Raw genomic sequence first — 25734 nt, forward strand, 5'->3', positions numbered from 1 at the left:
CTGCGGTCAAACGAAAAAGGCCAGTCATGCGACTGGCCTTTTTCGTTCTGGCGTGGAGGCGGTGAGACAGAGCGTCGCCTCGGCTCCTCGGGCTGGCTCTGCTATTCGTCGAACTCTTCCCAGCCGCCCATTTCCTTCCAGCGGTTGACGATGCCGCAGAACAGTTCAGCGGTCTTCTCGGTGTCGTAGCGGGCCGAGTGGGCTTCACGGCCGTCGAAATCGATGCCCGCCGCCTGGCAGGCCTTGGCCAGCACGGTCTGCCCATAGGCGAGGCCGGCGAGGGTGGCGGTATCGAAGCTGGAGAAGGGGTGGAACGGGTTGCGCTTGATCTCGCAGCGGGCGATGGCCGCGTTGAGAAAGCCCAGGTCGAAGCTGCTGTTGTGCCCGACCAGGATCGCGCGTTTGCAGCCTGCCGATTTCACCGCCTTGCGCACGCTGCGGCAGATGTCCGTCATCGCCTGCAGCTCGGGAACGGCCATGCGCAGTGGGTGGTCGAGCTTGATGCCGGTGAATTCCAGCGCGGCAGGCTCGATGTTGGCGCCGGCGAAGGGCTCGACGCGATAGAACAGCGTGTCCTGCGGGTAGAGCAGGCCTTGTTCGTCCATGCCGATGGTCACGGCGGCGATTTCAAGCAGGGCATCGGTTGCGCTGTTGAAGCCACCGCATTCGACATCGATCACCACCGGAAGGAAACCACGGAAGCGCCGTGCCATGGGCGAGCGGGGCTTGCCGGGCAGGTGTTCTTCGAGTTCGTCTTCGAACTGCTCCTCACTCATGCGTTCGTCTCCAGGCGCCAGTGCAGGCGTTCGCCGGCTCGCAACGGTATGACGAGCTGCTCGCCGAACGGCAGGCTGGTCGGGACTTCCCACTCCTCGCGTACCAGCGTGAGCTGGTCGGTATTGCGCGGCAGGCCATAGAAATCAGGACCGAAGTGGCTGGCAAAGGGTTCCAGCTTGTCCAGCGCCTGACGCTGCTCGAAGGCTTCGGCGTACAACTCGATGGCCGCATGGGCGGTGTAGCAGCCGGCACAGCCGCAAGCGGCTTCCTTGGCATGCTGGGCATGGGGCGCCGAGTCGGTACCCAGGAAGAACTTCGGGTTGCCGCTGGTGGCAGCGTCCAGCAGGGCTTCCTGATGCAGGTTGCGCTTGAGCACCGGTAGGCAGAACAGGTGTGGGCGAATGCCACCGACCAGCATGTGGTTGCGGTTGTACAGCAAATGATGGGCGGTAATGGTGGCGCCGACATTGGCTCCAGCTGCCTGGACGAACTGCACCGCGTCACGGGTGGTGATGTGTTCGAAGACTACCCGCAGCGTTGGGAACTTCGCGGTGACCCGGCTCAGCTGCTCGTCGATGAAGTACTTCTCTCGATCGAAAATATCGATCTCGCCGCGCGTGACCTCTCCGTGAACCAACAGCGGCATGCCGACTTCGGCCATGGTTTCCAGCACGTCGAAGATGTTGTCGATGGCGGTCACGCCGGAGGCCGAGTTGGTAGTGGCGCCGGCCGGGTAGAGTTTGACCGCATGGACGAAGCCGCTGGCCTTGGCGCGACGGATGTCGTCCGGCGTAGTGCTGTCGGTGAGGTAGAGCACCATGAGCGGCTCGAAACGGCTGCCGGCTGGGCGAGCGGCCAGAATGCGCTGACGGTAGGCCTCTGCCTCATCGGCGGTACGTACCGGTGGCACCAGGTTCGGCATGATGATGGCGCGGGCGAACTGGCGCGCAACGTCCGTGACGGTATGCGGCAGGACGGCGCCGTCACGCAGGTGAATGTGCCAGTCATCGGGGCGCAGCAGGGTGAGTCGGTCGGACATGCGGGCTTTCCAGGCGGGTGAAACGTGCGCGAATGCTACCGGAAAAGGGCGGTCGCGGCATCTTGCCTTCGTCTGCGAGCTGGATCGCTGACTGCACCGTGCTCAAGTTTGCTCGTTGGACACCGATACCTAGTTGGAACCAGCATCCTCCCGGAGCCCACCGTGCGCCTGCGCCCCCTCGTACTGATGTGCCTGCTCGCTTCACCGGCCAACGCGCTGACCTTTCAGACGCGGCTGGAGCGTGTGCAATGGCAAGTGGAGGGCGACCAATTCGAGTGTCGGCTGATCCAGCCTATCGCCGGTTTTGGTCGTGGCGAATTCGTGCGGCGCGCAGGCGAGCAGGCGACCTTCCGTCTGCACTCTCCGGAACGCTGGCTGGGCGCGGGCTCGGCCACGCTGCTGGCCGCCGCCGCGCCGTGGCAGCCGTCACGCAGCGATATCAACCTGGGCGTGGTGTCGATTGGTGGTGGCGATGTTCCGTTCAACAGCACGCAAGCGCAGGCCGGTCGTCTGCTCAGCGGGCTGCTCGAAGGGCGCAGCCCGGTGGTGCGCCATCGCACGCAGCATGGCGGCGAAACGCTGGAGATCCGCCTGCTACCGGCACGTTTCACCAAGGCTTACGAGGACTATCGCGCCTGCACGGCGAAACTGTTGCCGGTCAACTTTGATCAGGTGCGCCAATCGCAGATCGGCTTTCCCAGCAGCGATGTGGCGCTCGACGCGCTCGGACGTGCCAAGCTCGACATCATCCTGCAGTACCTGCGTGCCGACCCCAGCGTGAATCGCATCGAGCTCGACGGTCACTCCGACAATAGCGGCAATCGACTGGTCAATCGCGATCTGTCGAGACGCCGTGCGCTGGCCGTGCAGGAGTACCTGGTCGCCAGTGGCGTGCCACAGGAACAGATCACCGTGCGCTTCCATGGCGAACGCTATCCCCTGGTGACCAACAACAGTGAAGCCAATCGGGCCAAGAACCGGCGGGTCACCCTGCGTCTGCAGCGCGAAGCTGCGGCCGCGACGGCCTCCACCGAAGCAAGTGCGCCATCTTCCTGACTGCGCGTCCGCCGCCCCTGTAAAAGCGGCCCCGTGACCGGTAGAATCGCAGGTTTTCCGTACAACCCGTGGAGCTGATGGCATGGCGGACGTTAAGAAGGTAGTTCTGGCCTATTCCGGTGGCCTGGACACCTCGGTGATTCTCAAGTGGCTGCAAGACACCTACAACTGCGAAGTGGTGACCTTCACCGCTGACCTCGGCCAGGGCGAGGAAGTCGAGCCAGCGCGTGCCAAGGCACAGGCCCTAGGCGTCAAGGAAATCTATATCGATGATCTGCGCGAAGAGTTCGTTCGCGACTTCGTGTTCCCGATGTTCCGCGCCAACACCGTTTACGAAGGCGAGTACCTGCTGGGTACCTCCATCGCCCGTCCGCTGATCGCCAAGCGTCTGATCGAGATCGCCAACGAGACCGGCGCCGACGCCATCTCCCACGGCGCCACCGGCAAGGGTAATGACCAGGTGCGCTTCGAGCTGGGTGCCTACGCGCTCAAGCCAGGCGTCAAGGTCATCGCTCCCTGGCGCGAGTGGGATCTGCTGTCGCGCGAGAAGCTGATGGACTACGCCGAGAAGCACGCCATCCCGATCGAGCGCCACGGCAAGAAGAAGTCGCCGTACTCCATGGATGCCAACCTGCTGCACATCTCCTACGAGGGCGGCGTGCTGGAAGACACCTGGACCGAGCACGAAGAGGACATGTGGCGCTGGACCAAGTCCCCGGAAGCCGCGCCGGACACCCCGACCTACATCGAGCTGACCTACCGCAAGGGTGACATCGTTGCCATCGACGGCAAGGACATGACCCCGGCTCAGGTACTCACCGAACTCAACCGCATCGGTGGCGAGAACGGCATCGGTCGCCTGGATATCGTCGAGAACCGCTACGTCGGCATGAAGTCCCGCGGCTGCTACGAAACCCCCGGTGGCACCATCATGCTCAAGGCCCACCGCGCCATCGAGTCGATCACTCTGGACCGCGAAGTGGCTCATCTGAAAGACGAGCTGATGCCCAAGTACGCCAGCCTGATCTACAACGGCTACTGGTGGAGCCCGGAGCGCAGCATGCTGCAGCAGATGATCGATGCCTCCCAGGTCAACGTGAACGGTGTGGTGCGCCTGAAGCTGTACAAGGGCAATGTCATCGTGGTCGGCCGCAAGTCCGATGATTCGCTGTTCGATGCCAATATCGCAACCTTCGAGGAAGACGGCGGCGCCTACGATCAGGCCGACGCCGGTGGCTTCATCAAGCTCAACGCGCTGCGCATGCGCATCGCTGCGGGCAAGGGCCGTACCCAGTTCTGATAAGCTGGCGTACCCGAGCCTGACCGACCCCGGCCCTGTGCCGGGGTCTTGCTTTCTGCATGGCCACAAGCACTGCCGATGAGGAGAACCCGAACATGAGATTGCTGCATACCATGCTGCGCGTCGGCGACATGGAAAAATCCATCGCCTTCTATACCGAGGTGCTGGGCATGACCCTGCTGCGCCGCAAGGATTATCCGGAAGGCAAGTTCACCCTGGCCTTCGTCGGCTACGGCGACGAGGCGCACAACAGCGTGATCGAGCTGACCCACAACTGGGGTGTGGAAAAATACGAGCTGGGCGACGGCTACGGGCATATTGCCCTGGAAGTCGAAGATGTCTACAAGGCCTGCGCAGACATCCGCGCCCGTGGCGGCAAGATCACCCGTGAGCCTGGGCCGATGAAGCATGGCTCCAGCATCCTGGCGTTCGTCGAGGACCCGGATGGTTACAAGATCGAACTTCTGTCTCCGTCCCGCGCCGACTGATCGGCAGGCATGAAAAAGCCCCTTGCGGGGCTTTTTCTTTTACAGATCGAAGTCGAAGTCGTTCAACTCTTTCTGCAGGCGTCGTTCCTCGAGCAGGTTGTCGATGATCCGGCGCTTGGTCAGATTGGTCTTGGCGACCTCGACTGGGGCTTCGCTGCCCTCGTCGTCATCTTCGGCGATGAAATCGTCTTCGATCTGAATGTCTTCTTTCTCGGCCACTTGTTCACTCCAAGGCTACGGGGCGCTCTTGGCGCACCTTATAGCGGCAAATCTGGAGGCGGTAAAAAAGTTTTTTTCAATCGTGCAGCCAGCTTTTTCGCTATCCGCTCAATCGTCAGATGTCTTGTGCTTGTATTCGCAGAGGTCTTCGATCCGGCAGCTGCCGCACTGCGGTTTGCGCGCCTTGCAGACATAGCGACCATGCAGGATCAGCCAGTGATGCGCGTCCAGCAGGTACTCCTTCGGCACGAAGCGGATCAGCTTGCGCTCCACCTCCAGCACGTTCTTGCCGGGGGCGATTCCGATGCGGTTGCTGACCCGGAAGATATGCGTATCCACCGCCATGGTGAACTGGCGGAAGGCGGTGTTCAGTACCACGTTGGCGGTCTTGCGACCCACCCCTGGCAGCGCTTCCAGTGCCTCGCGGTTGTCCGGTACCTGGCTGCCATGCTGCTCGATCAGGATGCGGCAGGTTTCGATGACATTCTTCGCCTTGCTCGGGTACAGGCCGATGGTGCGGATGTACTCGCACAGGCCATCGTAGCCGAGGGCATAGATGGCTTCCGGGGTATTGGCCACCGGGAACAGCTTGGCGGTGGCCTTGTTCACGCCGACGTCGGTGGCCTGGGCCGAGAGGATCACTGCGATCAGCAGCTCGAAGGGTGTGCTGTAGGCCAGCTCGGTCTTCGGCTCGGGATTGTCGTCATGGAAGCGGCGGAAGATCTCCCGGCGTTTTTCGGCATTCATCGGAACGGGCTCACTCGATCACCCCGGTCACCCGTACTCGGCGGCTGGCAGCCGGCGCGGCTGGCTGGGCAGCACGGGCACGTTCGGCGAGTTGCTCGTCGATCCGGTTCTTCAGGGCGATCAGCAGGCCGAGGACGATGAAAGCGCCAGGCGGCAGGATGGCCAGCAAAAAGCCCTTGTAGTCGCTGAACAGCGTGATCTGCCAGTCGCTGGCGACCGGGCCGAACAGCAGGTGCATGTTGGCGAACAGCGCGCCGGTGCCGAACAGCTCGCGCAAGCCGCCAAGCACCACAAGCACCAGGCAGAAGCCGATACCCATGATCAGACCGTCGAAGCCGGCGATCAGCGGGTTGTGCTTCGCAGCGAAGCCGTCGGCGCGGCCGAGGATCACGCAGTTGGTGGTGATCAGCGGGATGAAGATGCCGAGGATCTGATACAGCTCGTAGGTGAAGGCCTGCATCAGCAGCTCGATGCAGGTGGTCAGCGCGGCGATGATCATCACGAACGCCGGCAGGCGCACGGCGGTGTTGACCACGCCGCGCACCAGCGATACGCCGATGTTCGAGCAGGTCAGCACCAGCATGGTCGCCAGGCCGAGGCCGAGTGCGTTGACCGCCGAGTTGCTGACGCCGAGCAGCGGGCAGAGACCGAGCAGCTGTACCAGTGCCGGGTTGTTCTTCCACAGGCCGTTGACGGTCAGTTCGCGGTAGCTGGGTGTGCTCATGGCTGGTCCCCTTGCGGCTCGGCGGCCGGCTCGGTGGTGCGCAATTCGTCGCGTGTGGCGGCACCGCCGGCGCGTGAGTGGACGGTGGCTTCGGCGGGCTCGGTGCGGCTTTCCAAGACGCCGCCAGCGGCCTCGGTCGTCTCGCCTTCGGCTGCCAGTAGCTCGGCCTTGTGTGCATCGAAGTACTGCAAGGCACGATGCACCGCACCGACCACCGCGCGCGGTGTGATGGTGGCGCCCGCGAACTGGTCGAACTCACCGCGGTCCTTCTTCACCGCCCAGCCGTCGGCCTCCGGGTTCGTTAGCGACTTGCCTTCGAAGCTTCGAATCCAGGGGCTCTTTGCGAGCTCGATCTTGTCGCCGAGACCGGGGGTTTCCCGGTGGCCAATGACTCGCACGCCAGCGACCCGGCCGTCAGCATGGATGCCCACCAGCAGATGGATCGCGCCGCTGTAGCCGTCCGGAGCGATGGCCTGGAGGATTACGGCGGTGGGGCGTCCATCCTTGATGGCGACATAGGCGGGCAGTGGGCTTCGGTTGCCTAGCAGGCGATCCTGAACCAGCAAGCTGTCGTCGAGCAGATGGTTGTCGTAGCTGCCAGCCGGGAGGATCTCGCCCAGCGCACGTACCTGGGCGGCGCGTTCAGCGGCCTGGATGCGCTCGGCAGTGCCCTGCTGCAGCAGAGTCACAGCGCCCACGGTAACGATGGCGAACAGGCCCAGCACCGTAGCGTTCTTCAGCATCGAGCGGCTGATTTCCGGAACTATCATGTCATTCGCCCAGCTTGAAGCCGCGCTCGGCCTTGCGGTGGCCGTAGGTGCGCGGGCGGGTGTAGTAATCGATGGTGGGAGCGGCGAGATTCATCAGCAGCACGCCAAAGGCGACGCCGTCCGGATAGCCGCCCCAGGCGCGGATGACGTATACCAGCACACCGACACCAGCACCGAAAATGAGGCGTCCGCGTGGGCTGGTGGCGCTGCTGACCGGATCGGTGACGATGAAGAAGGCGCCGAGCATGGTGGCGCCGCTGAGTAGGTGAAACAGCGGCGAACCGTTGCTATCCGAACCCGAGCCGTTCCAGAACAGCAGGCTCATCAGCATCAGCGCGCCGAGCATGCCGACTGGCGCGTGCCAGCTAAACAGCCGCTTGTGTAGCAGGAATAGGCCGCCAGCAAGAAACGCGAGGTTCACCACTTCCGAGCCGATGCCGCCGAAGTGGCCGAAGGCCGGATTGCGCCAGAGCTCGTCGATGGTCAGGCTCTTGTTCACCTTGAGCACATCCAGGGCGGTGGCCTGGGTCCAGCCGTCGGGAAGCGAAGCGATACCGAGGATATGCTGCAGGCCGGCGCTCAGCCCGACACTGTGCGGCACCGGCCAGGTGGTCATCTCCACCGGGAAGGAGATGAGCACCACCACGTAGCCGATCATCGCCGGGTTGAAGGGGTTCTGGCCCAGGCCGCCATACAACTGCTTGCCGAACACCACGGCGCAGCCGGTGGCGATCAGCGGCAGCCACCAGGGCGAATAGGGCGGCAACGCCAAGGCCAGGAGCACGGCGGTGACCAGCACGCTGCCGTCGCGCAGAAAGAAGCCCACCGGCCGCTGCCGCAGGCGGAGAATCGCCGCTTCGAAGGCAAGTGCGGCGAGCGATGCCCAGGCGAGGTTGATCAGCGTGCCGGCGCCGTAGAGCCAGGTCAGCACGACCACGCCGGGCAGGGTGGCCGCGAGCACCAGCAGCATGACCCGCTGGGTACGGTTGGCGCCCTTGGCGTGGGGCGAGGTGATGCGGGGCAGGGCCATTGGCTCTCCGGTGAAGGTGTTGTCTTGGGATGTGGCCTGGGCCACTTCCTCGAATCTCTCTGACTTGTCGAGCGACTACACCAGCACACCGGTGCAGCGGTCATTTCTCACGATTGCTGATAGTCCGCCAGCTGCCGTTCGGCTTCGCTGAGTCGCAGGCGAGCGGCCTCCAGTGTCGTCGGCTCGGTCTGCTCGTCTCGCTCCAGCTTGCGCAGATCGGCGCGGGCGAAGGCAACCTCGGTCTTCAGTTCGCGCTGGCGCTCATCGACATTGGGCTTGCTGGTGCGCACCAGTTCCGGGGCGGGCTTGTGCGAGGCTTCTTCGGCCGCATGCAGAGCTTGTTCGGCCGCCTGCAGCGCGTCGCGCAGCCGGCTGAGTTCCGCCTCTTGCGCGTCGGCCTTCTCGGCCTTCTTCAGTTCGGCGCGTTTCATCGCCAGTTCGATCTTTGCCTTCTTCAAGGCTTCATCGTCCGCCGGCTTGGCGGCGGGAGCGGGAGCGGCGCTCTGGGCGGCTGCCAAGGTTTGTTCGGCTTCGTGCAGCTGCTGACGCAGACGCGCGAGCTCGGCCTGCTGGTCGTCGTCCGGTGCTTCGAGCTTCTCCAGCTTGCGGATCTGCGCCTTGAGCATGGCGGCTTCGATCTTGGCCTTTTTCAGCGCCTCGTCATCCGCTGGTTTGGCGGCGGGAGCGGGGGCGGTGCTCTGGGCGGCTGCTAGGGCTTGTTCAGCTTCGTGCAACTGCTGACGCAGACGCGCGAGCTCGGCCTGCTGGTCGTCGTCCGGCGCTTCGAGCTTTTCCAGCTTGCGGATCTGCGCCTTGAGCATGGCGGCTTCGATCTTGGCCTTTTTCAGCGCCTCGTCGTCCGCTGGTTTGGCGACGGGGGCGGGCGCGGCGCTCTGGGCGGCTGCTAGGGCTTGTTCAGCTTCATGCAGTTGCTGACGCAGACGCGCGAGCTCGGCCTGCTGGTCGTCGTCCGGCGCTTCGAGCTTCTCCAGCTTGCGGATCTGCGCCTTGAGCATGGCGGCTTCGATCTTGGCCTTTTTCAGCGCCTCATCGTCCGCTGACTTGGCGGCGGGAGCCGGGGCGGTGCTCTGGGCGGCTGCTAGGGCTTGTTCAGCTTCGTGCAGTTGCTGACGCAGACGCGCGAGCTCGGCCTGCTGGTCGTCGTCCCGCGCTTCGAGCTTTTCCAGCTTGCGGATCTGCGCCTTGAGCATGGCGGCTTCGATCTTGGCCTTCTTCAGCGCCTCGTCGTCCGCTGGCTTGGCGGTAGGCGCGGCGCTGGCGCTCTCCTGCATGGCGGCGTCGAGTGCCTGCTGCGCCGCTTCGGCGGCTTTGCGCAGGTCGGCAACCTGGGCTTGCAGTTCGGGCGTGTCGTGTGCGGCGAGCTGCTTTTCCGCCTTCTTCAGGGCGACCTGGGCCATGCTGGCTTCGATCTTCAATTTCTTCTGGCTTTCCGAGAGGCCCGACTTGGGCGCTGAGCTCGGAGCTGCAGCGGCGCTATCGGAGGCCGTCTGCACGCTTTCGCCCTGCGCCGCCTTGGCGCGTGCGGCGCGCTCCGCGCGGGCCTTGCGCTCGGCTTCCTTCTGTTCTTCGGCGCGGCGCAGACGCTCCTGGCGCAGTTCGAAGCGCTGCTTGGAGTGCTCGGCTTTCTGCTGCTTCTGCTCCAACTCACGGATCTCGCCCTTGGCGGCGCGGTAATACTGCACCAGCGGGATGCTCGACGGGCAGACGTAGGCGCAGGCTCCGCACTCGATGCAGTCGAACAGGTTATGGGCCTTGAGCTGCTCGTGCTCCTGGCCAAGGGCAAAGAAATGCAGCTGCTGCGGCAGCAGGCTGACCGGGCAGGCCTCGGCGCACTCGCCGCAGCGGATGCAGGGCAGCGCTGGCGGCGGCGGAGGCAGTTCTTCGAGCGTGCTGGCGAGCAGGCAGTTGGTGGTCTTGACCACCGGCACGTCGAGGGACGGCAGGGTAAAGCCCATCATCGGGCCGCCCATGATCAGGCGGTTGAGCCGGCTCTGCTCGAGTCCGGCGAACGCGAGCAGTTCTTCGACTGGCGTGCCGATCAGCACCTCGACGTTCATCGGGCGCGCCAGTGCTTCGCCAGTGAGGGTGGTGATTCGCGAGATCAGCGGTTTGCCGAGCAGCACGGCGTCATGGATAGCAACGCAGGTGCCGACGTTCTGGCAGAGCATGCCGATATCCGCGGGCAGGCCGCCGCTGGGCACCTCTTCGCCAGTCAGAATCTGGATCAGCTGCTTCTCGCCGCCGGAGGGGTACTTGGTCGGAAAGACCTTGAGCACGAAGGGCCGTTCACCGATGGCCGCGCGGACCGCGGCGATGGCCTCGGGCTTGTTGTCCTCGATGCCGATCAGTACCTCCTGCGGTTGGATCAGGTGCGCGAGGATTTCGATGCCCGCCACCAGATCGGCGGCTTTCTCGCGCATCAGCAGGTCGTCGGCGGTGATGTACGGCTCACACTCGGTGCCGTTGATGATCAGTGTGCGGATGTTTTGCGTCGGCGGTGGGGTCAGTTTGACCGCAGTGGGAAAGCCGGCGCCGCCGAGGCCGCTGATTCCGGCCTGACGAATCAGTTCGAGCAACACCGGACGCTCCAGCGCACGGTAATCGGGGTGGGGCTCGAGTTCGAGCCAGCAGTCCTCGCCATCGCTGTCGATGACGATTGCGTCGACGAGCATGCCCGAGACATGCGGGTAGGGTTGTGGGCCGATGAAGCTGACCACGCCGGATGTCGGCGCGTGCAGTGCGGCGCTGACGAAACCGCTGGCGAGCGCGATCTGCTGGCCCTTGAGCACGCGTTCGCCGAGCGTCACGCAGGGTTCGGCTGGTGCGCCCAGGTGCTGCGCCAAGGGCAGGACCAGGCGCTTGGGCAGTGGCGCAGGCTGGATCGGGGTGCGGTTGGACAGCTCCTTGTGCTCCGGCGGGTGGATGCCGCCGTGGATGTCCCAGATCTTCAACGAGGTCATGCGGCTTGCTCCCGGTCGGTCGCGATAAGCTGGCCGGGCGCCAGCGGCCGGTTCCACTTCCAGCTCTGCAGGTTGCTGCCGACCTCGATCATGTCGATGCAATCTACCGGGCAGGGCTCGACGCAGAGATCGCAGCCGGTGCACTCGGAAATGATGACGGTGTGCATCTGCCGTGCGGCACCGACGATGGCGTCCACCGGGCAGGCCTGGATGCACTTGGTGCAACCAATGCACTCGGCTTCGCGGATGTAGGCGACCATCTGCGGCTTCTCGCCACCTTCGGCATCCAGCGGTTCCGGCTCGACATCGAGCAGGTCGGCCAGCGCCTGGATGGTCGCTTCGCCCCCCGGCGGGCACTTGTTGATCTTGTCGCCGCCGGCAATGGCCTCGGCGTAGGGCTTGCAGCCCGGGTAGCCGCACTGGCCACACTGGGTTTGCGGCAGCAGGGCATTGATCTGCTCGGCGATGGGGTCGCCCTCGACGCGAAAGCGCACGGCGGCGAAACCGAGGATTGCACCGCCAAGCAGGCACAGGGCGAGCAGTGCAAGCACTGCGATGAGAACGGCGCTCATAGCTTGATCAGCCCGGTGAAGCCCATGAAGGCCAGCGACATGAGGCCGGCGGTGATCATGCCGATCGCCGCGCCCTGAAACGATTTGGGCACGTCGGCGATGGCGATGCGCTCACGCATGGCGGCGAACAGCACCAGCACCAGGGAAAAGCCCAGGCCAGCGGCGAAGCCATTGACGGTAGCGGTGAGGAAGGTGAACTCGGCCTTGTTGGCGTTGAGCAGGGCCACGCCGAGGACGATGCAGTTGGTAGTGATCAGCGGCAAGAAGATACCGAGTACACGATAGAGCAGCGGACTGGTCTTGTTCACGACCATCTCGGTGAACTGTACCGTCACGGCGATTACCAGAATGAAGCTGATGGTCCGCAGGAACTCCAGGTCCAGCGGCTTGAGCACGTATTGCTGGACGAGGTAGCTGCACATGGCTGCCAGGGTCAACACGAAGGTAGTCGCCAGCGACAGGCCGATGGCCGTCTCGATCTTCTTCGACACGCCCATGAACGGGCACAGACCGAGGAACTGCACCAGCACGAAATTGTTGACCAGGATGGCGCTAACCATGATCAGGGCGAGTTCGGTCATCTAGGGTCTGTTCCCGTTCCGTCGCGCTCTGCGAGAGCCGTGGGGCTAAAGGGCCGCTATTATCGGGAAGCGGCCGCGGCCATACAAGCTGCGGCAGCCCGTCGCGCTGATCTGGCGACATCTGGAGCAGGCCCAGACGCTACATGGCTGCCGGTTGTCCGCCGTTTCAGCAGTCGGCCACTGGTTGTGGTCTGATGAGCTGGGGTCCATGACACCATCGGAGGTGTTCCCATGAGCATTCGATCATTGTTGGTCCTGCTGTGCCTCGGCCTGGGGGCGAGCCTGCAGGCGCAGGCGCAGGCGGATCGGCGAGACGGCGTCTGGGTGTTCCAGGCTGAAAGCCCACGCTATTACAACCATGGTTATAGTGCCGGCTACGGCCAGGGCTACAACCGTGGCTATCGGCATGACAGCCGTCCCCGTCAGTACGATCCGCGCAGCCCTTATTCACACTATCCGCAGTATCCACGTAACCTGCCGCCGCGCTATCAGAGCCAGCTCCCACCGCAGTACTACGATCGTCACCGCGGTTTCGAGCGCCGCGAGCACTGGCGCCCGGATCATCGTCAGCAACGCCCGCACGTCATTCGCGACGGCCGCGATCATCGGCTGCGGCCTCATTACAACCGGGACGGCCGTTACCAGCAGCAGTACCGACCCTACCGGCATTGATACCGCATTATTCAGACAAGGCCGGTGTCGTTCAGTCGGAACGAGCTTCACTGCGCCGAAGGTGCGTCAGATCGGTCAGCCAATGTCAGTGAGGCGTCGACCTTCCGCGGCACCTGAACAACCTGCACAGTATCGCTACGGATGCATCAGCGGTTGCGCCAGCGCGGATCGCGCTTTTCGAGAAAGGCGTTGACGCCCTCGAGCGTGTCTTCGGCTTCGAACAATCCGACGAACGCCTCGCGCTCTGCCGCCGCGAACGTGGCGGGAACCCGTAGTCGTGCTCCGTCGATCAGGGGTTTGATGGCGCGTACCGCCACTGGGCTCTGGCGTGCCACACGGGAGGCAAGGAGCAGGGCATGACCGCGCGACTGGCCAGGTTCGACCACCTGCTCGACCAGGCCGATGCGTAGTGCTGTCTCCGCGGTGATGCGCTCGCCGCAGAGGATCATGCGTTTTGCCCAGCCTTCGCCGACGAGCCAGGCAAGGGCTTGAGTGCCACCAGCGCAGGGCAACAGTCCGACCGAGGCTTCCGGTAGGCCCAGCTGCGCTTGCTGCTCAGCGATGCGCAGGTCACAAGCCAGCGCGCACTCAAGCCCACCACCGAGGGCGAAACCGTTGATTGCGGCGATCGAGACACCGCGGAAATCGCGCAGCGTTTCGAAGGCTTCGCCGAAGCGCCGGGCCATCTCCCGCGCTCGATTTCGGTCGCCGTCGGCGAAGAGCTTGAGGTCGGCGCCGGCGCTGAAGAACTTCTCGCCCTGGCCGCAGATCACCAGAGCATAGATATCATCGTCGTGGTTGAGATGCTCCACCACTTGCTTGAGGCCGATCAGCGACTCTCGGTCCCAGGTATTGGCCGGTGGGTGATTGATGGTGATGAGGGCGGTGTGACCGTGTTTTTCCACGGTCAGCTTGTGAGTCAGGTCGAAGACGCCGGCTTGATAGGGCTCTAGGGCGGTAGTCATATCGAGATCCTCGTGACGGGTCAGGGCTGCCGGCCGGCGCCTGAATCTGCCTCCCGCGCCTGTATTCCAAGCGCGCCTAGGTTGCAGTGGACACCGGTCCCAGAATAGTCCCGTTGGCAGCGCCTGCTCGCGTCAGGCGCTGCCGTTGCAGATCACTGTAGCCTAGTCGGCTGCCCGCCGGCACGGCGCTCTTCCTGCCACTCGGTCAGCGAAGGGGCCGCCTGCTCGCCGGACAGGCGATGGACGATCTCGAAATAGTCCTGCTTGAAGCGGTCCTTGAGAACTTCCTCGCGCGGCTTCACGCGCACTGCGTAGACCGACTGCACGTTCTGATGGTCGAACGCGCGCCATTGCTGGCGATCCTTGAGCAGGGTGTAGCTGTGGTCTTCCAGCGCCGCGATGACCTGCTCGCTGCCGATGCTCCTGGCCCGTTTGGCTGCATCCGCCCACTGATGAACGATGCTGTAGGCCGAGGCAGCGGAGCTCGACGGGTGGGTCTGGTAGCGCTCGCCGAAATCCCGGACGAAGGCCTTGCCGCGCTCGGAGCCCTCCAGGTCTGGAACTCGCCAGGTCCAGGGCTCCGTGCCAAGAACGCCGTGCATGATGTCGGGGCCGGCCAGTTCGACCATCGACAGCGTCAGGTTGGGAACAGCGATCTGCATCCTCTTGTTCAGGCCCAGGTCATCCGCGATGCGCATGGCACGCACCATGTCCTCGCCGAACAGCACCAGTACCAGGACGTCGGCGTTACTGCTGGCGGCTTTCTCCAGTGCTGCCCGGTAATCGGACAGGCGAGCGCCCGGAAACGCCGTTTTGATACCTGGATGCCTGTTCTGGTCGACGGTGCCCGTAGCCTGGCGCAACGAGCTCTCGCTGGTATGGCCCCAGGTGTAGTCGGAAGTGATATAGAAGTAGTTCTTGCCCGGCAGGTTCTCGTTCAGATACTGCCCCAGCACGCGCGCACTCATCCAGGCGTTGTTGCACTCGCGGAACATGTAGCGGTGGCCGTCTTTGCCGGTCGTGTCGTTGGAATACGTCAGCGTGCCGAAGTAGAGCAGCCCTCTTTCCTTGGCGCGCTTGCTCGCTGCGATCGCCACGGCGCTGGAGACGCCGCCGAACAGCATCGCGACGCCTTCGTCGGCCATCTTGTCGACATTGGCGACCGCCTTCTCGGGGCGTGAGGCTGTATTGCGGCTGATGAGTTGCAGCGGGCGGCCGAGCACGCCTCCTGCTTCGTTGATTTCGTCGATGGCCAACAGAGCGCCCCGCATCTGCGCCAGACCTTCTTCCTTGTAGCTGCCAGTGCGGGGGTAATTGAGGCCGAGTGTGATGGGATCGGCAGCCTGAGCCGTAAGACAAAACCCCAGCCCTAGCGCCAGAAGAGTAATCCGGTTCATTGCATGTTCCTTGTTGTCGCTTTTGTTATTGGTTTGTCGGCAGTTGGCTTTTTTACCCTGCGGCTGGGGTAGGCGTCACTCTTTATGTGCGCATCGGAACCCTTGTCCGCATCAGTCCGTGAGCCAGGTGCGATTATGACTAAAGGAGGGGGGATGATATTGCGGTGGCGCAATGGTCGAGGCGTTTCGGCGTTGACAAGGGCGGCAGGCGTTCCTTAGGGTTCCGCCGCTTGGCTATCCGGAAACCGCTCATGACCCAGGATGATCGCATCAAGCTCGAGGCTGGCTGGAAAGAAGCCCTGCGCGACGAGTTCGACAAACCCTACATGCAGCAACTGGCCGCGTTTCTGCGTCGCGAAAAGGCCGCCGGCAAGGTGATCTTCCCGCCGGGGCCGCTGATCTTCAACGCGCTCAACTCGACGCCGCTCGAGCAGGTCAAAGTGGTCATCCTCGGGCAGGACCCTTATCACGGGCCAGGGCAGGCGCACGGCTTGTGTTTCTCGGTGCAGCCTGGCGTGGCGCCGCCGCCGTCGTTGCAGAACATCTTCAAGGAGCTCAAGCGCGACCTCAACCTACCGGTTCCTTCTCACGGCTATCTGCAGCGCTGGGCGGAACAGGGGGTGCTGATGCTAAACACCTCGCTGACGGTGGAGCAGGGCTTGGCAGGATCCCATGCCAAGGCTGGCTGGCAGCAATTCACCGACCGCGTGATCGAGGTGGTTGGCGAGTGTCGCCCGCATCTGGTGTTCATGCTCTGGGGCGCGCACGCACAGTCGAAGGCGCGACTGATCGATCCGACGCGGCATTTGATGCTCAAGTCGGCGCACCCGTCGCCACTGTCGGCGCATCGTGGTTTTCTGGGTAACGGCCACTTCAGTCGTGCCAATCAGTTTCTGAGACAGCAAGGTCTTGAGCCGATCGACTGGCAACTGCCTGACCGGGTATGACCCGATGCCGGCCTGCGGCATCGGGCCCAGGCTTCAGTCCTGCTGGCCGTGCTTGGCCTGCAGTTCCTTCGCTTGCTTGAGATGTTCTTCCAGCTTGGGCAGGGTCTGTTGGGCGAACTGCTTGAGGTCCGGGTTGTCGCCGCCCTCGACATAATCCCGGTACAGCTCGATGGTTTGTTCATGCGCGACGACCTGATTGTTGGCATAAGCCTCGTCGAAGTTCTCGCCGTCACGCAGCTGGAGAATCATCGCCTTCGCCTTGTCCATCAGTGTGGCCTCGTCGGACATCTCGAGATTCTTCTGTTGGGCCAGTTGCGCAAGTTTTTGATTGGCCTGGGTGTGGTCGTCGATCATCTTCTGGGCGAACTGCTTCACATCCTCGGACGTGCCTTTGTCCAGCGCCATCTTTGCCGTTTCGATTTCGGCGATGCCCTTGGCCGAGGCCTCATCGACGAAGTTATCTCCTTCGGCAGCCAGCGCGATATTGGCGGCGAAGCCGAACAGCAGGGCAAGGGCGCCCGAGAAGAAGGTCTTGGTTGTTGTTCTGCTCATTGCGTTCTCCTTTCTACCTGATTCGTGTCGGCGCAGTGGGGTGCGAGGCACGATGCGGCGAGATTGCCGTCCCTTTTAGTGACTAGGCGCCACAGGGACGGTTCCTCGTGTTCGGCGAACGGTGAGCGAGTGGGCCGGGTTAATGAAGCATCGTCATCGCTGCGTCCATCGCAGCTGACAGGTCTTCGTCTTCCTGGAGGAGCGTATTCGGGTCGAGCCCCAGCTTGCTGAAGGCGGGAATGTTGTTCCAGTCAAGCTGGGTATAGGGGTGCTGGCTGCCGAGGTGGCTCTGCAGGGTGGCGACCTGGACGATGTCGACGTAATCGACGCTATCGGAGTTGCGTTGGAAATCGGTGTACTGGCCGGCCACCGACGCGATCGAGTCGGGGAAGTCCCAGGTGCGTAGGATCTTTTCGCCAACCAGGGGGTGAATCCGGTCGATGACGTGGTTGAGGCTGAACGAGTCGGCAAGCAGTGCGCCGTGCTCTTCGGCATAGGTCAGTATCGGCAGGATACCAATCTGATGAACCAGCCCCGCAAGAGTCGCCTGGTCTGGCATCAGGCGCGTGTAGTGACGGCACAGCACATGGCTGATGGCGGCCACTTCGGTGCTCTTGTTCCAGACCTCACGCATCTTGCGGTCGACGATATCGGTGGTGGCCTGGAACATCTGCTCCATGGCCAGGCCAGTCGCCAGGTTGCAGGTGTAGTTGATGCCGAGGCGGCTGACCGCCATCTGCAGGTCGTCGATTTCCCGGCTGGTGCGCAACAGCGGGCTGTTGACGACCTTGATGATGCGCGCGGTGAGCGCTGCATCGTTGCCGATGACCTTGCTCAGTGCCGGTATGCTGATGTCCGGGTCTTCCGCGGCTTCGCGTACGCGCAACGCGACCTCCGGGAGCGTGGGCAGAACCAGCTCATCATTCTCGATCGCATCTGTCAGTTCACGCTGGACTTTCTCTGCAAGGGTGCTCATGTCATTCCTTTAGGTGTCGGTCGGTGTCGCTCGGGCGCTTGTCCAGATACTGCTGCATACAGTCCCTATGGTGCGCCTCTTGGCTCGTGCGTGCCGGCTCCGGTTCGCACTAACGCTGAATTTCCCGATCAGGATCGAGGTTGTAAGGAAGCTCTAGCAGTTCCAAAGGCAATCCGTCCGGCGAGCCGAGGTACAGCCGCCCATCCGCGACAGCATCCTCCTGCACTACGGCAAGCAATTCGATTCTGTCTGTGCTGGTGGCGGCCAGCACCACTTCGCCAACGTTCGAGCCGTGAACGGGGGAGAACAGCTCGATGCCTGGTGCTGGCAGTTCGTCTGGCTCGCCGCGGGTCGCAAGGCGGTAAAGGCGGCGCTTCAGCTTGCCGAGGTACTGCATGCGCGCCACGATTTCCTGGCCGGTATAGCAACCTTTCTTGAAGCTCACGCCGCCAAGCGCCTGCAGGTTGATCATCTGCGGGATGAACAGGTCGCGGGTGCTGGCGAAGACCTGGCCGATGCCGGCGCGAATCTGGTCTAGCAGCCAGCGATCAAGTGCTGCCTCTTTCAGTTGTGCACTCAGGCGGGACCGGACCTGTTCTGCCTCATCAGAGGCCCAGAGTTCTGCGCGGCCGTCATGCAGTCGGATAGCGATCAGGCCGGTGCCTCGTACAACGCTGTCGGGATTTTGCGGCAAGTCCAGGCCCAGGCTGACCAGCGCACCATCGCCTCCAAACAGCCCGTAACGGCACCATCGGGATGACTCATCGCTGAGTCGCGACTTGGAGAAAACGGCGTATTTGCTCAGGTCTGCCTGTTGCGACTGCAGCAGCTCGCTGGCCATGGCCAGAAGAAAGCCATCGTCGTCCGATACGATGCGGAAGCTCGATTGCATCCGGCCTTTGGGGGTGCAGCGTGCGCCCAGGCTGGATGTTTCGGCATTCAGATAGTTGAGATTGCAGGTCAGTTGACCCTGGAGAAATTTGCTGGCATCCGGGCCGCGCACGGCAAGGACGCCTTCATGCGACAGAACGCAGAAATAAGCAGTGTCGGTCATGATCGGTCGCCGTCTGAATCCGGGCGGACATCATAGCAGGCCGCTGAAAACGGTTGCGCAGTGGCCGTTGCGGACGGGTGAAAAAAGCGGCTGATGAGTGCGAGACAGCCGTTATAATGCCGGCCTTCTCAAAAGGAGCCGTTGTATGGCCGAGCAATCCGAACTCAATCGTCTGTTCTGGCAAAGTCGCCGCGGCATGCTGGAGCTGGATGTGCTGCTGGTGCCTTTCGTCAAGGAAGTCTATCCGGGACTCGATGAAGAGGATCAGCGTCGCTACCGCAAGCTGTTGAGTTGTGAGGACCAGGACATGTTCGGCTGGTTCATGCAGCGAGGCGAACCAGAAGACGAGGACCTGCGTCGCATGGTCCGCATGATTCTCGATCGTGTCCAGCCCAAGTAGCCAGCACTTCGAATGTCACTGGCGGCCTTCGCGGCTGCTGTTCGCCTTTTACCTGCTTGTTCAGTCGTTCGCACTGATGGCCATTGCACTGTCCGGCCTGTCTGGCTGGGCGTCGCTGGGCTGCTGGCTGTTGTGCGGCGTACATGCTTGGTACGTGCTGCCAAAGGCCATTTTGCTGTCGGCGGAAGGGGCCTGGCGTGGCCTGCGCCACGACGAGCACGGTTGGCAGTTATGGAGTGCTGGGCAGGGTTGGCAGCCAATACAACTGCTGCCGGACAGCCTGGCGCTGCCGCTGGTCATAGTGCTGCGTTTTCGTGTGCCGGGACGCCGTTTTGCCGGCAGTGTCTGCGTGCCCTGCGACGCGCTGCGGCAGGATCAGCATCGTCGCCTGAGGGTGCGTCTTAAATTCAGTCGGCGTAGGTGGGCGGTACCAGGATAGTGTCCGCGGCATGGGCGAGCAGATCGGGATAATCGAGGGTGTAGTGCAGCCCACGACTTTCCTTGCGCTCCATTGCCGAGCGGATCATCAAATCCGCTACCAGCGCCAGGTTTCGCAGTTCTAACAGGTCGCGGCTGACCTTGTAGTTGCTGTAGAACTCGTCGATCTCGCTGAGCAGCAGGCGCACCCGATGCTGGGCGCGCATCAGGCGCTTGGTGGTGCGAACGATGCCGACGTAGTCCCACATGAAGCGTCTCAACTCGTCCCAGTTGTGGGCGATGATCACGTCCTCGTCGGAGTCGGTGACCTGGCTGGCGTCCCAGGCAGGCAGTGTCGTCGGGTTTGCGCAATTGGGCAGCTCGCGCAGGATGTCCTTCGCTGCAGCGCGACCATAGACGAAGCACTCCAGCAATGAGTTGCTGGCCATGCGATTGGCGCCGTGCAGCCCCGTGAAGCTGGTTTCGCCTATTGCGTAGAGCCCTGGAATGTCGGTGCGACCGGCCTGATCAACGACCACGCCGCCGCATGTGTAGTGGGCCGCTGGCACGACGGGGATGGGCTGGCTGGTGATGTCGATGCCGTACTCCAGGCATCGTTCGTAAACGGTGGGGAAGTGGCTCTTGATAAACTCCGCAGGCTTGTGGCTGATGTCCAGATAGACACAATCGATACCAAGGCGCTTCATCTCGTGGTCGATCGCGCGTGCGACGATGTCGCGTGGAGCCAGCTCTTCCCGGGCATCGAAGCGCGGCATGAAGCGCTCGCCGTTCGGTAGTTTCAATAGCGCACCTTCACCGCGCAGAGCCTCGGTGACCAAAAAGCTCTTGGCTTGCGGGTGATACAGGCAGGTCGGGTGGAATTGGTTGAACTCCAGGTTGCCGACGCGGCAGCCCGCGCGCCACGCCATGGCGATGCCGTCACCGCAAGCGCTGTCCGGATTGCTTGTGTACAGGTAAACCTTCGCAGCGCCCCCGGTCGCCAATACGACGAAGCGCGCCTGAAAAGTTTCCACTTCACCGGTGTTGCGGTTGAGCACGTAAGCGCCCAGGCAGCGCCTGCCTGGACGACCGAGCTTGTGCTCGGTGATCAGGTCGACAGCGACGCGCTGTTGCAGTAGTTCGATGTTGCGTTTCTGCCTGGCTTGTCCAAGCAGCGTATTGAAGATTGCTGCTCCGGTTGCATCGGCTGCGTGAATGATGCGCCGATGGCTATGCCCGCCTTCGCGTGTGAGGTGAAATTCGAAGCCGCCGTCCTCTCGATTCGGCGTGTCGTCGCGGGTAAAGGGCACGCCTTGCTGGATCAGCCACTGGATTGCCTCGTTACTATGCTCCACGGTGAAGCGAACGGCGTCCTCGTGGCAAAGGCCTCCACCTGCGATCAGCGTGTCAGCGACATGTGATTCCACGGTGTCAGTTGTATCCAGAACTGCCGCGACGCCGCCTTGGGCCCAAAAGGTCGAGCCATTGGCCAGATCACCTTTGCTGAGCACCGCAACGCGAAGGCTCTCGGGGAGATTCAGTGCCAGAGTCAGGCCGGCAGCGCCACTGCCAATGACTAACACGTCGTATAGTTGAGCCTGGTTCATGTCCAGTTCCGTGGAGAAAACGTGGCCTAGTATATAGACGTGAGGTCGCGCCAAAATAGACTGCAGTGTCGTTCGCTTCTAACGGTGGGAACTTTTAGTACACCAAGCTACTCAATAGGCAGTTGTGGATGTAAGCCGGCTGGCCATGCGACGTGGGCGGCTCAGGCTTGCTATGGACACCAGGACGGCGTCGTCAGCTGATCTGACGCTTCGCTGTGGTGCAATCGCCGTCAGGTATTGCAGGATAGCTTGCTAGGAGGGGGGAGAACTTTTGCGTAAAGCCCGGGTCTATTCTGGCAGGTCGGTTCGCTGGAGTGAGCGACGCTACTCCGATAGGGAGGAGCGTTCATGCTGACTCAGGAGCAGGACCAGCAACTGGTTGAACGAGTGCAGCGTGGAGACAAGCGGGCGTTTGATCTGCTGGTGATGAAGTACCAGCACAAGATCCTTGGGTTGATCGTGCGGTTCGTTCATGACTCCCACGAAGCTCAAGACGTCGCGCAAGAGGCGTTTATCAAAGCCTATCGCGCACTCGCCAATTTCCGCGGGGACAGTGCTTTTTATACGTGGCTGTACCGCATCGCCATCAATACGGCGAAGAATCATCTGGTGGCGCGTGGAAGGCGTCCGCCGGACAGTGATGTGAGCTCTGAGGATGCCGAGTTCTATGAAGGCGATCACGCCCTCAAGGACATCGAGTCACCGGAACGCTCGCTGCTCAGGGATGAGATTGAAGATACCGTTCATCGAACCATTCAACTTTTGCCCGAAGATTTGCGTACGGCTCTAACACTACGCGAATTTGATGGTCTTAGTTATGAAGACATTGCGAGCGTCATGCAGTGTCCGGTGGGCACAGTGCGTTCTCGGATTTTCCGGGCACGTGAAGCCATAGATAAAGCGTTGCAACCCTTGTTGCATGAATCCTGAGACAGCGGCGACAGCCAAGAGAGGAACCGCCATGAGTCGTGAAGCCCTGCATGAATCGCTGTCCGCGGTGATGGATAACGAAGCGGACGAGTTGGAATTACGTCGCGTACTCGCAGGCGACAACCCAGAGCTGCGGGCCACATGGTCACGTTATCAGCTCGCCCGTGCCGCAATGCACAAGGAACTGATCGAGCCGCGTTTGGATATCGCAGCAGCGGTATCGGCTGCGCTGGCTGACGAGGCCGCGCCGGTTCAGACGCAGCAGCGCAGTGGTTGGAAGAGTTTCGGGCGCATTGCTGTAGCAGCGTCTGTTACGGTAGCTGTTCTGGCTGGGGTGCGGTTGTACAATCAGAGCGAAGTGGCTGGTCCGCAGCTTGCGCAACAGGCTCCGCAGCCAAGTATTTCGGTGCCGCAAGCCAATCAGGGGCCGACGGTACTGGCGGGTTACAGTGAGCAAGCGCAGATGCCTGTCCAGACTGCGGCGGAGAACGCCCCGATCGAGCGCTGGCATGAGGAGCGTCTGCCTTCTTATGTTCGTCAGCATGCGCAGCAGGCTGCCTTTGGTAATGGATCGGAGAGCGCGCTGCCGTACGCTCGTGCGGCCAGCATGGAAGAACGTTAGGGAGAAACATGCGCGTATTACCGCTGTATGTGGTGATGGGGGGCTGGCTTTCTATGCCGGCCCTTGCCGCTGATGCTGAGACCTGGATGGGTCGTTTGGCTTCAGCAGAGCAGAATCAGAGCTATACAGGTACTTTCGTCTACGAACGGAATGGCAGTTTTTCCAGTCATTCCGTCTGGCAACAAGTGGACGGAGATCAGGTGCGCGAGCGTTTGTTACAGCTCGACGGTGAGCCTGCCGAGGTTGTCCTGAAGGATGGCCAGGTGCAGTGCGCATCGGATGACCTGGCTGCGCAGGTGCGCGAAGGGCAAGCATGGACCGGCCAGCGCCTGGATCCAAAAGCGCTTTCCGAATGGTACGAGTTCCGCGAGCTGGGCGATTCCCGGGTTGCCGGACGTACTTCCGTAGCACTGGCAGTGGTTCCCAGGGATCAGCATCGCTATGGCTTCGAATTGCATCTTGATCGGGACACTGCGCTACCGCTCAAATCTTTGATGCTCAACGAAAAAGGCCAGTTGCTGGAACGTTTTCAGTTCACACAGTTCGCCGCCGGTCCAGTCAGTGCGGAGCAGCTTTCGCCGAGTCAGGCCTGTAAACCTGTAAAGATGGAAAAGCGCACAGCAAGCGCTACATCAAAGTGGCGCACCGATTGGTTGCCCCCAGGTTTCAAGCTGCTCGATGCACATGAACGGCCTAGCCCCGCCTCATCGGAAACGGTTTCCTGGCTCTCCTACGGCGATGGCCTTGCCAAGTTTTCGGTATTTCTCGAGCCGCTGCGGGGGGCGCTGGTTGAGGATGCTCGCAGCCAGATGGGGCCAACGGTTGCGGTATCCAAACGCATCAGTACCGCCGATGGTGATGTCATGGTGACGGTCGTGGGTGAAGTGCCGCTAGGGACTGCCGAGCGAGTAGCGCTTTCGATGCGGGCCGATGCGGAACAGACGCAGAAATGATTGAAGAACCGGGGCGGGTAGTCGCGCTCGATAAGGGCGCGGTTTGGGTCGAGACGCGGCGCAAGAGTACCTGTTCCGGTTGTTCCGCAAAAAATGGCTGTGGTCAGGGGTTGATGGATACCCTCGGCCTCCGCGAGAAGCGCGGGTTGGTTCGCGCTTTGACGGACATTCAGCTGCAGGTTGGCGATTCCGTTATCGTTGGCATTCGCGAGGATGTGTTGCTGCGCGGTGCCGTCCTTGTCTATCTTTTTCCTCTGATCATATTGATGATCGCCGCCGTGGTGGCCGCCCAGTTTTCATCGTACGAGCCGGTCATCATCTTCTCAGGGTGCGGCGGATTCTTCGCTTCCTGGCTGTTGGTGCGTATGCGGACTCGGCGTACGGCGAGCAATCCTGATTGGCAGCCAGTGATCTTGCGCGCCATGCTCGCGGGGCCAGCGAGTCCCTGAGCTTCCTTATTTTATCAGTGGGGAGACTTGTAGTCATGTTCAATCGAAACAGCTGCTTTGCCTTCATGGCAGGCCTGGCCTTGCTTGGGCAGGCCTTGGTGGCGCAAGCGCAAACGGCTTTGCCTGATTTCAAGCCGCTGGTTGAAAGTGCATCGCCGGCGGTGGTTAACATCAGTACCAAGCAGAAGGTGCCCGTGCGCAGCGCAACGGCTCAGATGCCGGAGCTGGAGGGATTGCCACCGATCTTTCGTGAGTTCTTCGAACATAGCATTCCGCAGATGCCAGGCGCGCCGGGGCGTGGCCAGCAACGCGAAGCGCAATCTCTTGGTTCTGGCTTCATCATCTCTGAAGATGGTTACGTGCTCACCAACAACCATGTAGTCGCCGATGCCGATGAAATCATCGTCAGGCTGCCGGATCGGAGTGAGCTGGAAGCCAAGCTGGTCGGTGCCGATCCGCGGTCCGACGTGGCTGTGCTGAAGGTCGAAGGTAAAGGTCTGCCAACCGTGAAGATCGGCCGCTCCGATGAGCTCAAAGCCGGCGAGTGGGTGTTGGCTATCGGCTCGCCGTTTGGTTTTGACCATACCGTGACCGCAGGTATCGTCAGTGCAACCGGCCGCAGCCTGCCCAATGAAAGCTATGTCCCGTTCATTCAGACCGACGTGGCGATCAATCCAGGCAATTCCGGAGGGCCGTTGTTCAATCTTGACGGCGAAGTGATCGGCATCAACTCTCAGATTTTCACTCGCTCCGGTGGCTTCATGGGGCTGTCGTTCGCGATTCCGATCGACGTGGCGATGGACGTGGCCAATCAGCTGCGCACCGACGGCAAGGTTAGCCGCGGCTGGCTCGGTGTCGTGATTCAGGAAGTAAACAAGGATCTCGCGGAGTCGTTCGGCCTCGAGCGCCCGGCCGGTGCATTGGTGGCTCAGGTGATGGACGGTGGTCCTGCTGCACGAAGTGGGTTGCGCGTAGGAGATGTCATCCTCAGTCTCGATGGTAAGCCGATCGTCATGTCGGCAGATCTGCCGCATTTGGTAGGAGCGCTGAAGCCTGGCAGCAAGGCTCGGATGGAAGTGGTACGTGATGGCGATCGCAAGATGCTCGATGTGAAGATCGGTGCGATGCCGGACGAGGGTGAGCCGGTGGCGGCTTCCGGTAGCGGGCAGGAGCGTAGTGATAACCGCCTGGGTGTAAAAGTGACTGAGCTGACCGCCGAGCAGAAAAAGAGTCTCGACCTGCCGGGTGGTGTGGTCATCACGGAGATTCTCAATGGCCCGGCGGCGATGATCGGTCTGCGCCCAGGTGATGTCATCACCCACCTGAACAACCAGGCTATCAATTCGGCGGAGACGTTCGCCCAGGTTGCCGAGCAATTGCCGAAAAATCGTTCGGTATCGATGCGCGTCCTGCGTCAAGGGCGTGCCAGCTTCATCACGTTCAAGCTGGCGGACTAGGCGCGGAGCAGCGGTGAATAAAGGGCGGCTTTGGCCGCCCTTTCTTTTTGCT

General features: G+C 62.2%; 28 protein-coding genes. 12 read left to right on the forward strand and 16 right to left on the reverse strand.

What is annotated here, in order from left to right; genetic code table 11:
• Positions 1–101 precede the first annotated feature (101 nt).
• Together rnt and pyrC are read right to left on the reverse strand one after the other, a co-directional pair.
• A complete protein-coding gene (rnt, locus tag OUY36_RS05785) occupies positions 102–776 on the reverse strand; it encodes a ribonuclease T (protein ID WP_063544719.1) in 675 nt (224 codons plus the stop codon).
• Positions 773–1816 carry a dihydroorotase gene (gene pyrC / locus OUY36_RS05790; protein ID WP_267937138.1) on the reverse strand — a complete coding sequence of 348 codons (1044 nt, stop codon included), beginning with the start codon at positions 1814–1816 and terminating at the stop codon, positions 773–775. Before pyrC ends, rnt begins: the two co-directional genes overlap by 4 nt.
• A 162-nt stretch (positions 1817–1978) precedes the next feature.
• Between pyrC and OUY36_RS05795 the strand changes: the two genes are divergently transcribed.
• The 3 genes from OUY36_RS05795 (at position 1979) to gloA (ending at position 4660) form a co-directional block, all read left to right on the forward strand.
• Positions 1979–2872: a flagellar protein MotY gene (locus OUY36_RS05795; RefSeq protein ID WP_152480974.1), complete on the forward strand. Its 894-nt coding sequence runs from the start codon at positions 1979–1981 to the stop codon at positions 2870–2872.
• Positions 2873–2954: 82 nt separating this feature from the next.
• Positions 2955–4172 carry an argininosuccinate synthase gene (locus OUY36_RS05800; RefSeq protein ID WP_102840679.1) on the forward strand — a complete coding sequence of 406 codons (1218 nt, stop codon included), beginning with the start codon at positions 2955–2957 and terminating at the stop codon, positions 4170–4172.
• Positions 4173–4267: 95 nt separating this feature from the next.
• Positions 4268–4660, forward strand: a complete 393-nt coding sequence (gloA, locus tag OUY36_RS05805) for a lactoylglutathione lyase (RefSeq protein WP_218570882.1) — start codon at positions 4268–4270, stop codon at positions 4658–4660.
• A gap of 39 nt (positions 4661–4699) precedes the next feature.
• Here the strand turns inward: gloA and OUY36_RS05810 are convergent, their stop codons facing one another.
• The 8 genes from OUY36_RS05810 to rsxA form a co-directional block, all read right to left on the reverse strand.
• Positions 4700–4879, reverse strand: a complete 180-nt coding sequence (locus tag OUY36_RS05810; RefSeq protein ID WP_106442912.1) for a PA3496 family putative envelope integrity protein — start codon at positions 4877–4879, stop codon at positions 4700–4702.
• 108 nt (positions 4880–4987) lie between these two features.
• Positions 4988–5626 (reverse strand): endonuclease III, encoded by a 639-nt coding sequence (gene nth, locus OUY36_RS05815; protein ID WP_267937141.1) that lies wholly within the window; start codon positions 5624–5626, stop codon positions 4988–4990.
• A gap of 10 nt (positions 5627–5636) precedes the next feature.
• Positions 5637–6350, reverse strand: coding sequence for an electron transport complex subunit E (locus tag OUY36_RS05820; RefSeq protein WP_200594560.1), 714 nt, complete (start codon positions 6348–6350; stop codon positions 5637–5639).
• Positions 6347–7120, reverse strand: coding sequence for an electron transport complex subunit RsxG (gene rsxG, locus OUY36_RS05825; protein WP_267937144.1), 774 nt, complete (start codon positions 7118–7120; stop codon positions 6347–6349). The genes OUY36_RS05820 and rsxG overlap by 4 nt, the downstream gene beginning before the upstream one ends.
• Before the next feature lies 1 nt (position 7121).
• The gene (locus tag OUY36_RS05830; RefSeq protein WP_267937145.1) at positions 7122–8150 is read right to left on the reverse strand and encodes an RnfABCDGE type electron transport complex subunit D; all 1029 of its coding nucleotides are present in this window, start codon (positions 8148–8150) and stop codon (positions 7122–7124) included.
• A 107-nt stretch (positions 8151–8257) separates the two neighbouring features.
• A complete protein-coding gene (gene rsxC, locus OUY36_RS05835; RefSeq protein ID WP_267937146.1) occupies positions 8258–11131 on the reverse strand; it encodes an electron transport complex subunit RsxC in 2874 nt (957 codons plus the stop codon).
• A complete protein-coding gene (gene rsxB / locus OUY36_RS05840) occupies positions 11128–11703 on the reverse strand; it encodes an electron transport complex subunit RsxB (protein WP_011912393.1) in 576 nt (191 codons plus the stop codon). Before rsxB ends, rsxC begins: the two co-directional genes overlap by 4 nt.
• Positions 11700–12284, reverse strand: a complete 585-nt coding sequence (gene rsxA / locus OUY36_RS05845) for an electron transport complex subunit RsxA (RefSeq protein WP_156244461.1) — start codon at positions 12282–12284, stop codon at positions 11700–11702. Before rsxA ends, rsxB begins: the two co-directional genes overlap by 4 nt.
• 231 nt (positions 12285–12515) lie before the next feature.
• On the opposite strand from rsxA, the gene OUY36_RS05850 reads away from it, so the two are divergent.
• Positions 12516–12956 (forward strand): hypothetical protein, encoded by a 441-nt coding sequence (locus OUY36_RS05850; RefSeq protein ID WP_267937147.1) that lies wholly within the window; start codon positions 12516–12518, stop codon positions 12954–12956.
• Positions 12957–13102: 146 nt separating this feature from the next.
• Here OUY36_RS05850 and OUY36_RS05855 read toward each other — a convergent pair whose 3' ends face one another.
• Together OUY36_RS05855 and OUY36_RS05860 are read right to left on the reverse strand one after the other, a co-directional pair.
• A complete protein-coding gene (locus OUY36_RS05855) occupies positions 13103–13921 on the reverse strand; it encodes an enoyl-CoA hydratase (protein ID WP_102840686.1) in 819 nt (272 codons plus the stop codon).
• A gap of 152 nt (positions 13922–14073) precedes the next feature.
• Positions 14074–15318, reverse strand: a complete 1245-nt coding sequence (locus OUY36_RS05860) for an ABC transporter substrate-binding protein (RefSeq protein ID WP_110777862.1) — start codon at positions 15316–15318, stop codon at positions 14074–14076.
• A 251-nt stretch (positions 15319–15569) separates the two neighbouring features.
• Between OUY36_RS05860 and ung the strand changes: the two genes are divergently transcribed.
• Complete coding sequence (ung, locus tag OUY36_RS05865) at positions 15570–16265, forward strand: uracil-DNA glycosylase (protein WP_063544745.1); 696 nt, start codon at positions 15570–15572, stop codon at positions 16263–16265.
• 33 nt (positions 16266–16298) lie between these two features.
• Here ung and OUY36_RS05870 read toward each other — a convergent pair whose 3' ends face one another.
• The 3 genes from OUY36_RS05870 to ygfZ form a co-directional block, all read right to left on the reverse strand.
• The gene (locus OUY36_RS05870; protein ID WP_267932346.1) at positions 16299–16817 is read right to left on the reverse strand and encodes a DUF4142 domain-containing protein; all 519 of its coding nucleotides are present in this window, start codon (positions 16815–16817) and stop codon (positions 16299–16301) included.
• A gap of 139 nt (positions 16818–16956) precedes the next feature.
• Entirely contained in the window at positions 16957–17793 is an 837-nt protein-coding gene (locus OUY36_RS05875) for an HDOD domain-containing protein (protein ID WP_125868366.1), read from the reverse strand.
• A gap of 109 nt (positions 17794–17902) precedes the next feature.
• The gene (gene ygfZ, locus OUY36_RS05880) at positions 17903–18847 is read right to left on the reverse strand and encodes a CAF17-like 4Fe-4S cluster assembly/insertion protein YgfZ (RefSeq protein WP_267937150.1); all 945 of its coding nucleotides are present in this window, start codon (positions 18845–18847) and stop codon (positions 17903–17905) included.
• A 145-nt stretch (positions 18848–18992) separates the two neighbouring features.
• Here ygfZ and OUY36_RS05885 point away from each other — a divergent pair, with 145 nt between their 5' ends.
• Both OUY36_RS05885 and OUY36_RS05890 read left to right on the forward strand, forming a co-directional pair.
• Positions 18993–19247 carry an FAD assembly factor SdhE gene (locus OUY36_RS05885; protein ID WP_003293594.1) on the forward strand — a complete coding sequence of 85 codons (255 nt, stop codon included), beginning with the start codon at positions 18993–18995 and terminating at the stop codon, positions 19245–19247.
• Positions 19231–19686: a protein YgfX gene (locus OUY36_RS05890; protein WP_063541156.1), complete on the forward strand. Its 456-nt coding sequence runs from the start codon at positions 19231–19233 to the stop codon at positions 19684–19686. Before OUY36_RS05885 ends, OUY36_RS05890 begins: the two co-directional genes overlap by 17 nt.
• Here the strand turns inward: OUY36_RS05890 and nadB are convergent.
• Complete coding sequence (nadB, locus tag OUY36_RS05895; protein ID WP_102840690.1) at positions 19655–21271, reverse strand: L-aspartate oxidase; 1617 nt, start codon at positions 21269–21271, stop codon at positions 19655–19657. The two genes, OUY36_RS05890 and nadB, sit on opposite strands and share 32 nt — an antisense overlap.
• Positions 21272–21619: 348 nt before the next feature.
• On the opposite strand from nadB, the gene rpoE reads away from it, so the two are divergent.
• From rpoE to OUY36_RS05920, 5 genes are read left to right on the forward strand one after another with little or no spacing between them, the layout of a single operon-like run.
• Positions 21620–22201 carry an RNA polymerase sigma factor RpoE gene (rpoE, locus tag OUY36_RS05900; RefSeq protein ID WP_003282114.1) on the forward strand — a complete coding sequence of 194 codons (582 nt, stop codon included), beginning with the start codon at positions 21620–21622 and terminating at the stop codon, positions 22199–22201.
• A gap of 31 nt (positions 22202–22232) precedes the next feature.
• Positions 22233–22823, forward strand: a complete 591-nt coding sequence (locus OUY36_RS05905; RefSeq protein ID WP_133456069.1) for a sigma-E factor negative regulatory protein — start codon at positions 22233–22235, stop codon at positions 22821–22823.
• 8 nt (positions 22824–22831) lie between these two features.
• Positions 22832–23776 carry a MucB/RseB C-terminal domain-containing protein gene (locus OUY36_RS05910; protein WP_267937152.1) on the forward strand — a complete coding sequence of 315 codons (945 nt, stop codon included), beginning with the start codon at positions 22832–22834 and terminating at the stop codon, positions 23774–23776.
• On the forward strand, positions 23773–24225 hold the full coding sequence (locus OUY36_RS05915; RefSeq protein ID WP_267937153.1) for a SoxR reducing system RseC family protein: 453 nt from the start codon (positions 23773–23775) through the stop codon (positions 24223–24225). Before OUY36_RS05910 ends, OUY36_RS05915 begins: the two co-directional genes overlap by 4 nt.
• Before the next feature lie 35 nt (positions 24226–24260).
• Positions 24261–25682 (forward strand): DegQ family serine endoprotease, encoded by a 1422-nt coding sequence (locus OUY36_RS05920; RefSeq protein WP_063541161.1) that lies wholly within the window; start codon positions 24261–24263, stop codon positions 25680–25682.
• Positions 25683–25734: the final 52 nt, after the last annotated feature.

This window comes from Stutzerimonas sp. R40042, assembly GCF_026642215.1.
Taxonomy (GTDB): Bacteria; Pseudomonadota; Gammaproteobacteria; order Pseudomonadales; family Pseudomonadaceae; genus Stutzerimonas; species Stutzerimonas frequens.

Excerpts from the sequence above, each read along its gene's own strand:
- rnt (WP_063544719.1), bottom strand. The coding sequence starts at position 776 with ATGAGTGAGGAGCAGTTCGAAGACGAACTCGAAGAACACCTGCCCGGC.
- pyrC (WP_267937138.1), bottom strand. The coding sequence starts at position 1,816 with ATGTCCGACCGACTCACCCTGCTGCGCCCCGATGACTGGCACATTCAC.
- OUY36_RS05800 (WP_102840679.1), top strand. The coding sequence starts at position 2,955 with ATGGCGGACGTTAAGAAGGTAGTTCTGGCCTATTCCGGTGGCCTGGAC.
- gloA (WP_218570882.1), top strand. The coding sequence starts at position 4,268 with ATGAGATTGCTGCATACCATGCTGCGCGTCGGCGACATGGAAAAATCC.
- nth (WP_267937141.1), bottom strand. The coding sequence starts at position 5,626 with ATGAATGCCGAAAAACGCCGGGAGATCTTCCGCCGCTTCCATGACGAC.
- OUY36_RS05820 (WP_200594560.1), bottom strand. The coding sequence starts at position 6,350 with ATGAGCACACCCAGCTACCGCGAACTGACCGTCAACGGCCTGTGGAAG.
- rsxG (WP_267937144.1), bottom strand. The coding sequence starts at position 7,120 with ATGATAGTTCCGGAAATCAGCCGCTCGATGCTGAAGAACGCTACGGTG.
- OUY36_RS05830 (WP_267937145.1), bottom strand. The coding sequence starts at position 8,150 with ATGGCCCTGCCCCGCATCACCTCGCCCCACGCCAAGGGCGCCAACCGT.
- rsxC (WP_267937146.1), bottom strand. The coding sequence starts at position 11,131 with ATGACCTCGTTGAAGATCTGGGACATCCACGGCGGCATCCACCCGCCG.
- rsxB (WP_011912393.1), bottom strand. The coding sequence starts at position 11,703 with ATGAGCGCCGTTCTCATCGCAGTGCTTGCACTGCTCGCCCTGTGCCTG.
- rsxA (WP_156244461.1), bottom strand. The coding sequence starts at position 12,284 with ATGACCGAACTCGCCCTGATCATGGTTAGCGCCATCCTGGTCAACAAT.
- OUY36_RS05850 (WP_267937147.1), top strand. The coding sequence starts at position 12,516 with ATGAGCATTCGATCATTGTTGGTCCTGCTGTGCCTCGGCCTGGGGGCG.
- OUY36_RS05855 (WP_102840686.1), bottom strand. The coding sequence starts at position 13,921 with ATGACTACCGCCCTAGAGCCCTATCAAGCCGGCGTCTTCGACCTGACT.
- OUY36_RS05860 (WP_110777862.1), bottom strand. The coding sequence starts at position 15,318 with ATGAACCGGATTACTCTTCTGGCGCTAGGGCTGGGGTTTTGTCTTACG.
- ung (WP_063544745.1), top strand. The coding sequence starts at position 15,570 with ATGACCCAGGATGATCGCATCAAGCTCGAGGCTGGCTGGAAAGAAGCC.
- OUY36_RS05870 (WP_267932346.1), bottom strand. The coding sequence starts at position 16,817 with ATGAGCAGAACAACAACCAAGACCTTCTTCTCGGGCGCCCTTGCCCTG.
- OUY36_RS05875 (WP_125868366.1), bottom strand. The coding sequence starts at position 17,793 with ATGAGCACCCTTGCAGAGAAAGTCCAGCGTGAACTGACAGATGCGATC.
- ygfZ (WP_267937150.1), bottom strand. The coding sequence starts at position 18,847 with ATGACCGACACTGCTTATTTCTGCGTTCTGTCGCATGAAGGCGTCCTT.
- OUY36_RS05885 (WP_003293594.1), top strand. The coding sequence starts at position 18,993 with ATGGCCGAGCAATCCGAACTCAATCGTCTGTTCTGGCAAAGTCGCCGC.
- nadB (WP_102840690.1), bottom strand. The coding sequence starts at position 21,271 with ATGAACCAGGCTCAACTATACGACGTGTTAGTCATTGGCAGTGGCGCT.
- rpoE (WP_003282114.1), top strand. The coding sequence starts at position 21,620 with ATGCTGACTCAGGAGCAGGACCAGCAACTGGTTGAACGAGTGCAGCGT.
- OUY36_RS05905 (WP_133456069.1), top strand. The coding sequence starts at position 22,233 with ATGAGTCGTGAAGCCCTGCATGAATCGCTGTCCGCGGTGATGGATAAC.
- OUY36_RS05910 (WP_267937152.1), top strand. The coding sequence starts at position 22,832 with ATGCGCGTATTACCGCTGTATGTGGTGATGGGGGGCTGGCTTTCTATG.
- OUY36_RS05915 (WP_267937153.1), top strand. The coding sequence starts at position 23,773 with ATGATTGAAGAACCGGGGCGGGTAGTCGCGCTCGATAAGGGCGCGGTT.
- OUY36_RS05920 (WP_063541161.1), top strand. The coding sequence starts at position 24,261 with ATGTTCAATCGAAACAGCTGCTTTGCCTTCATGGCAGGCCTGGCCTTG.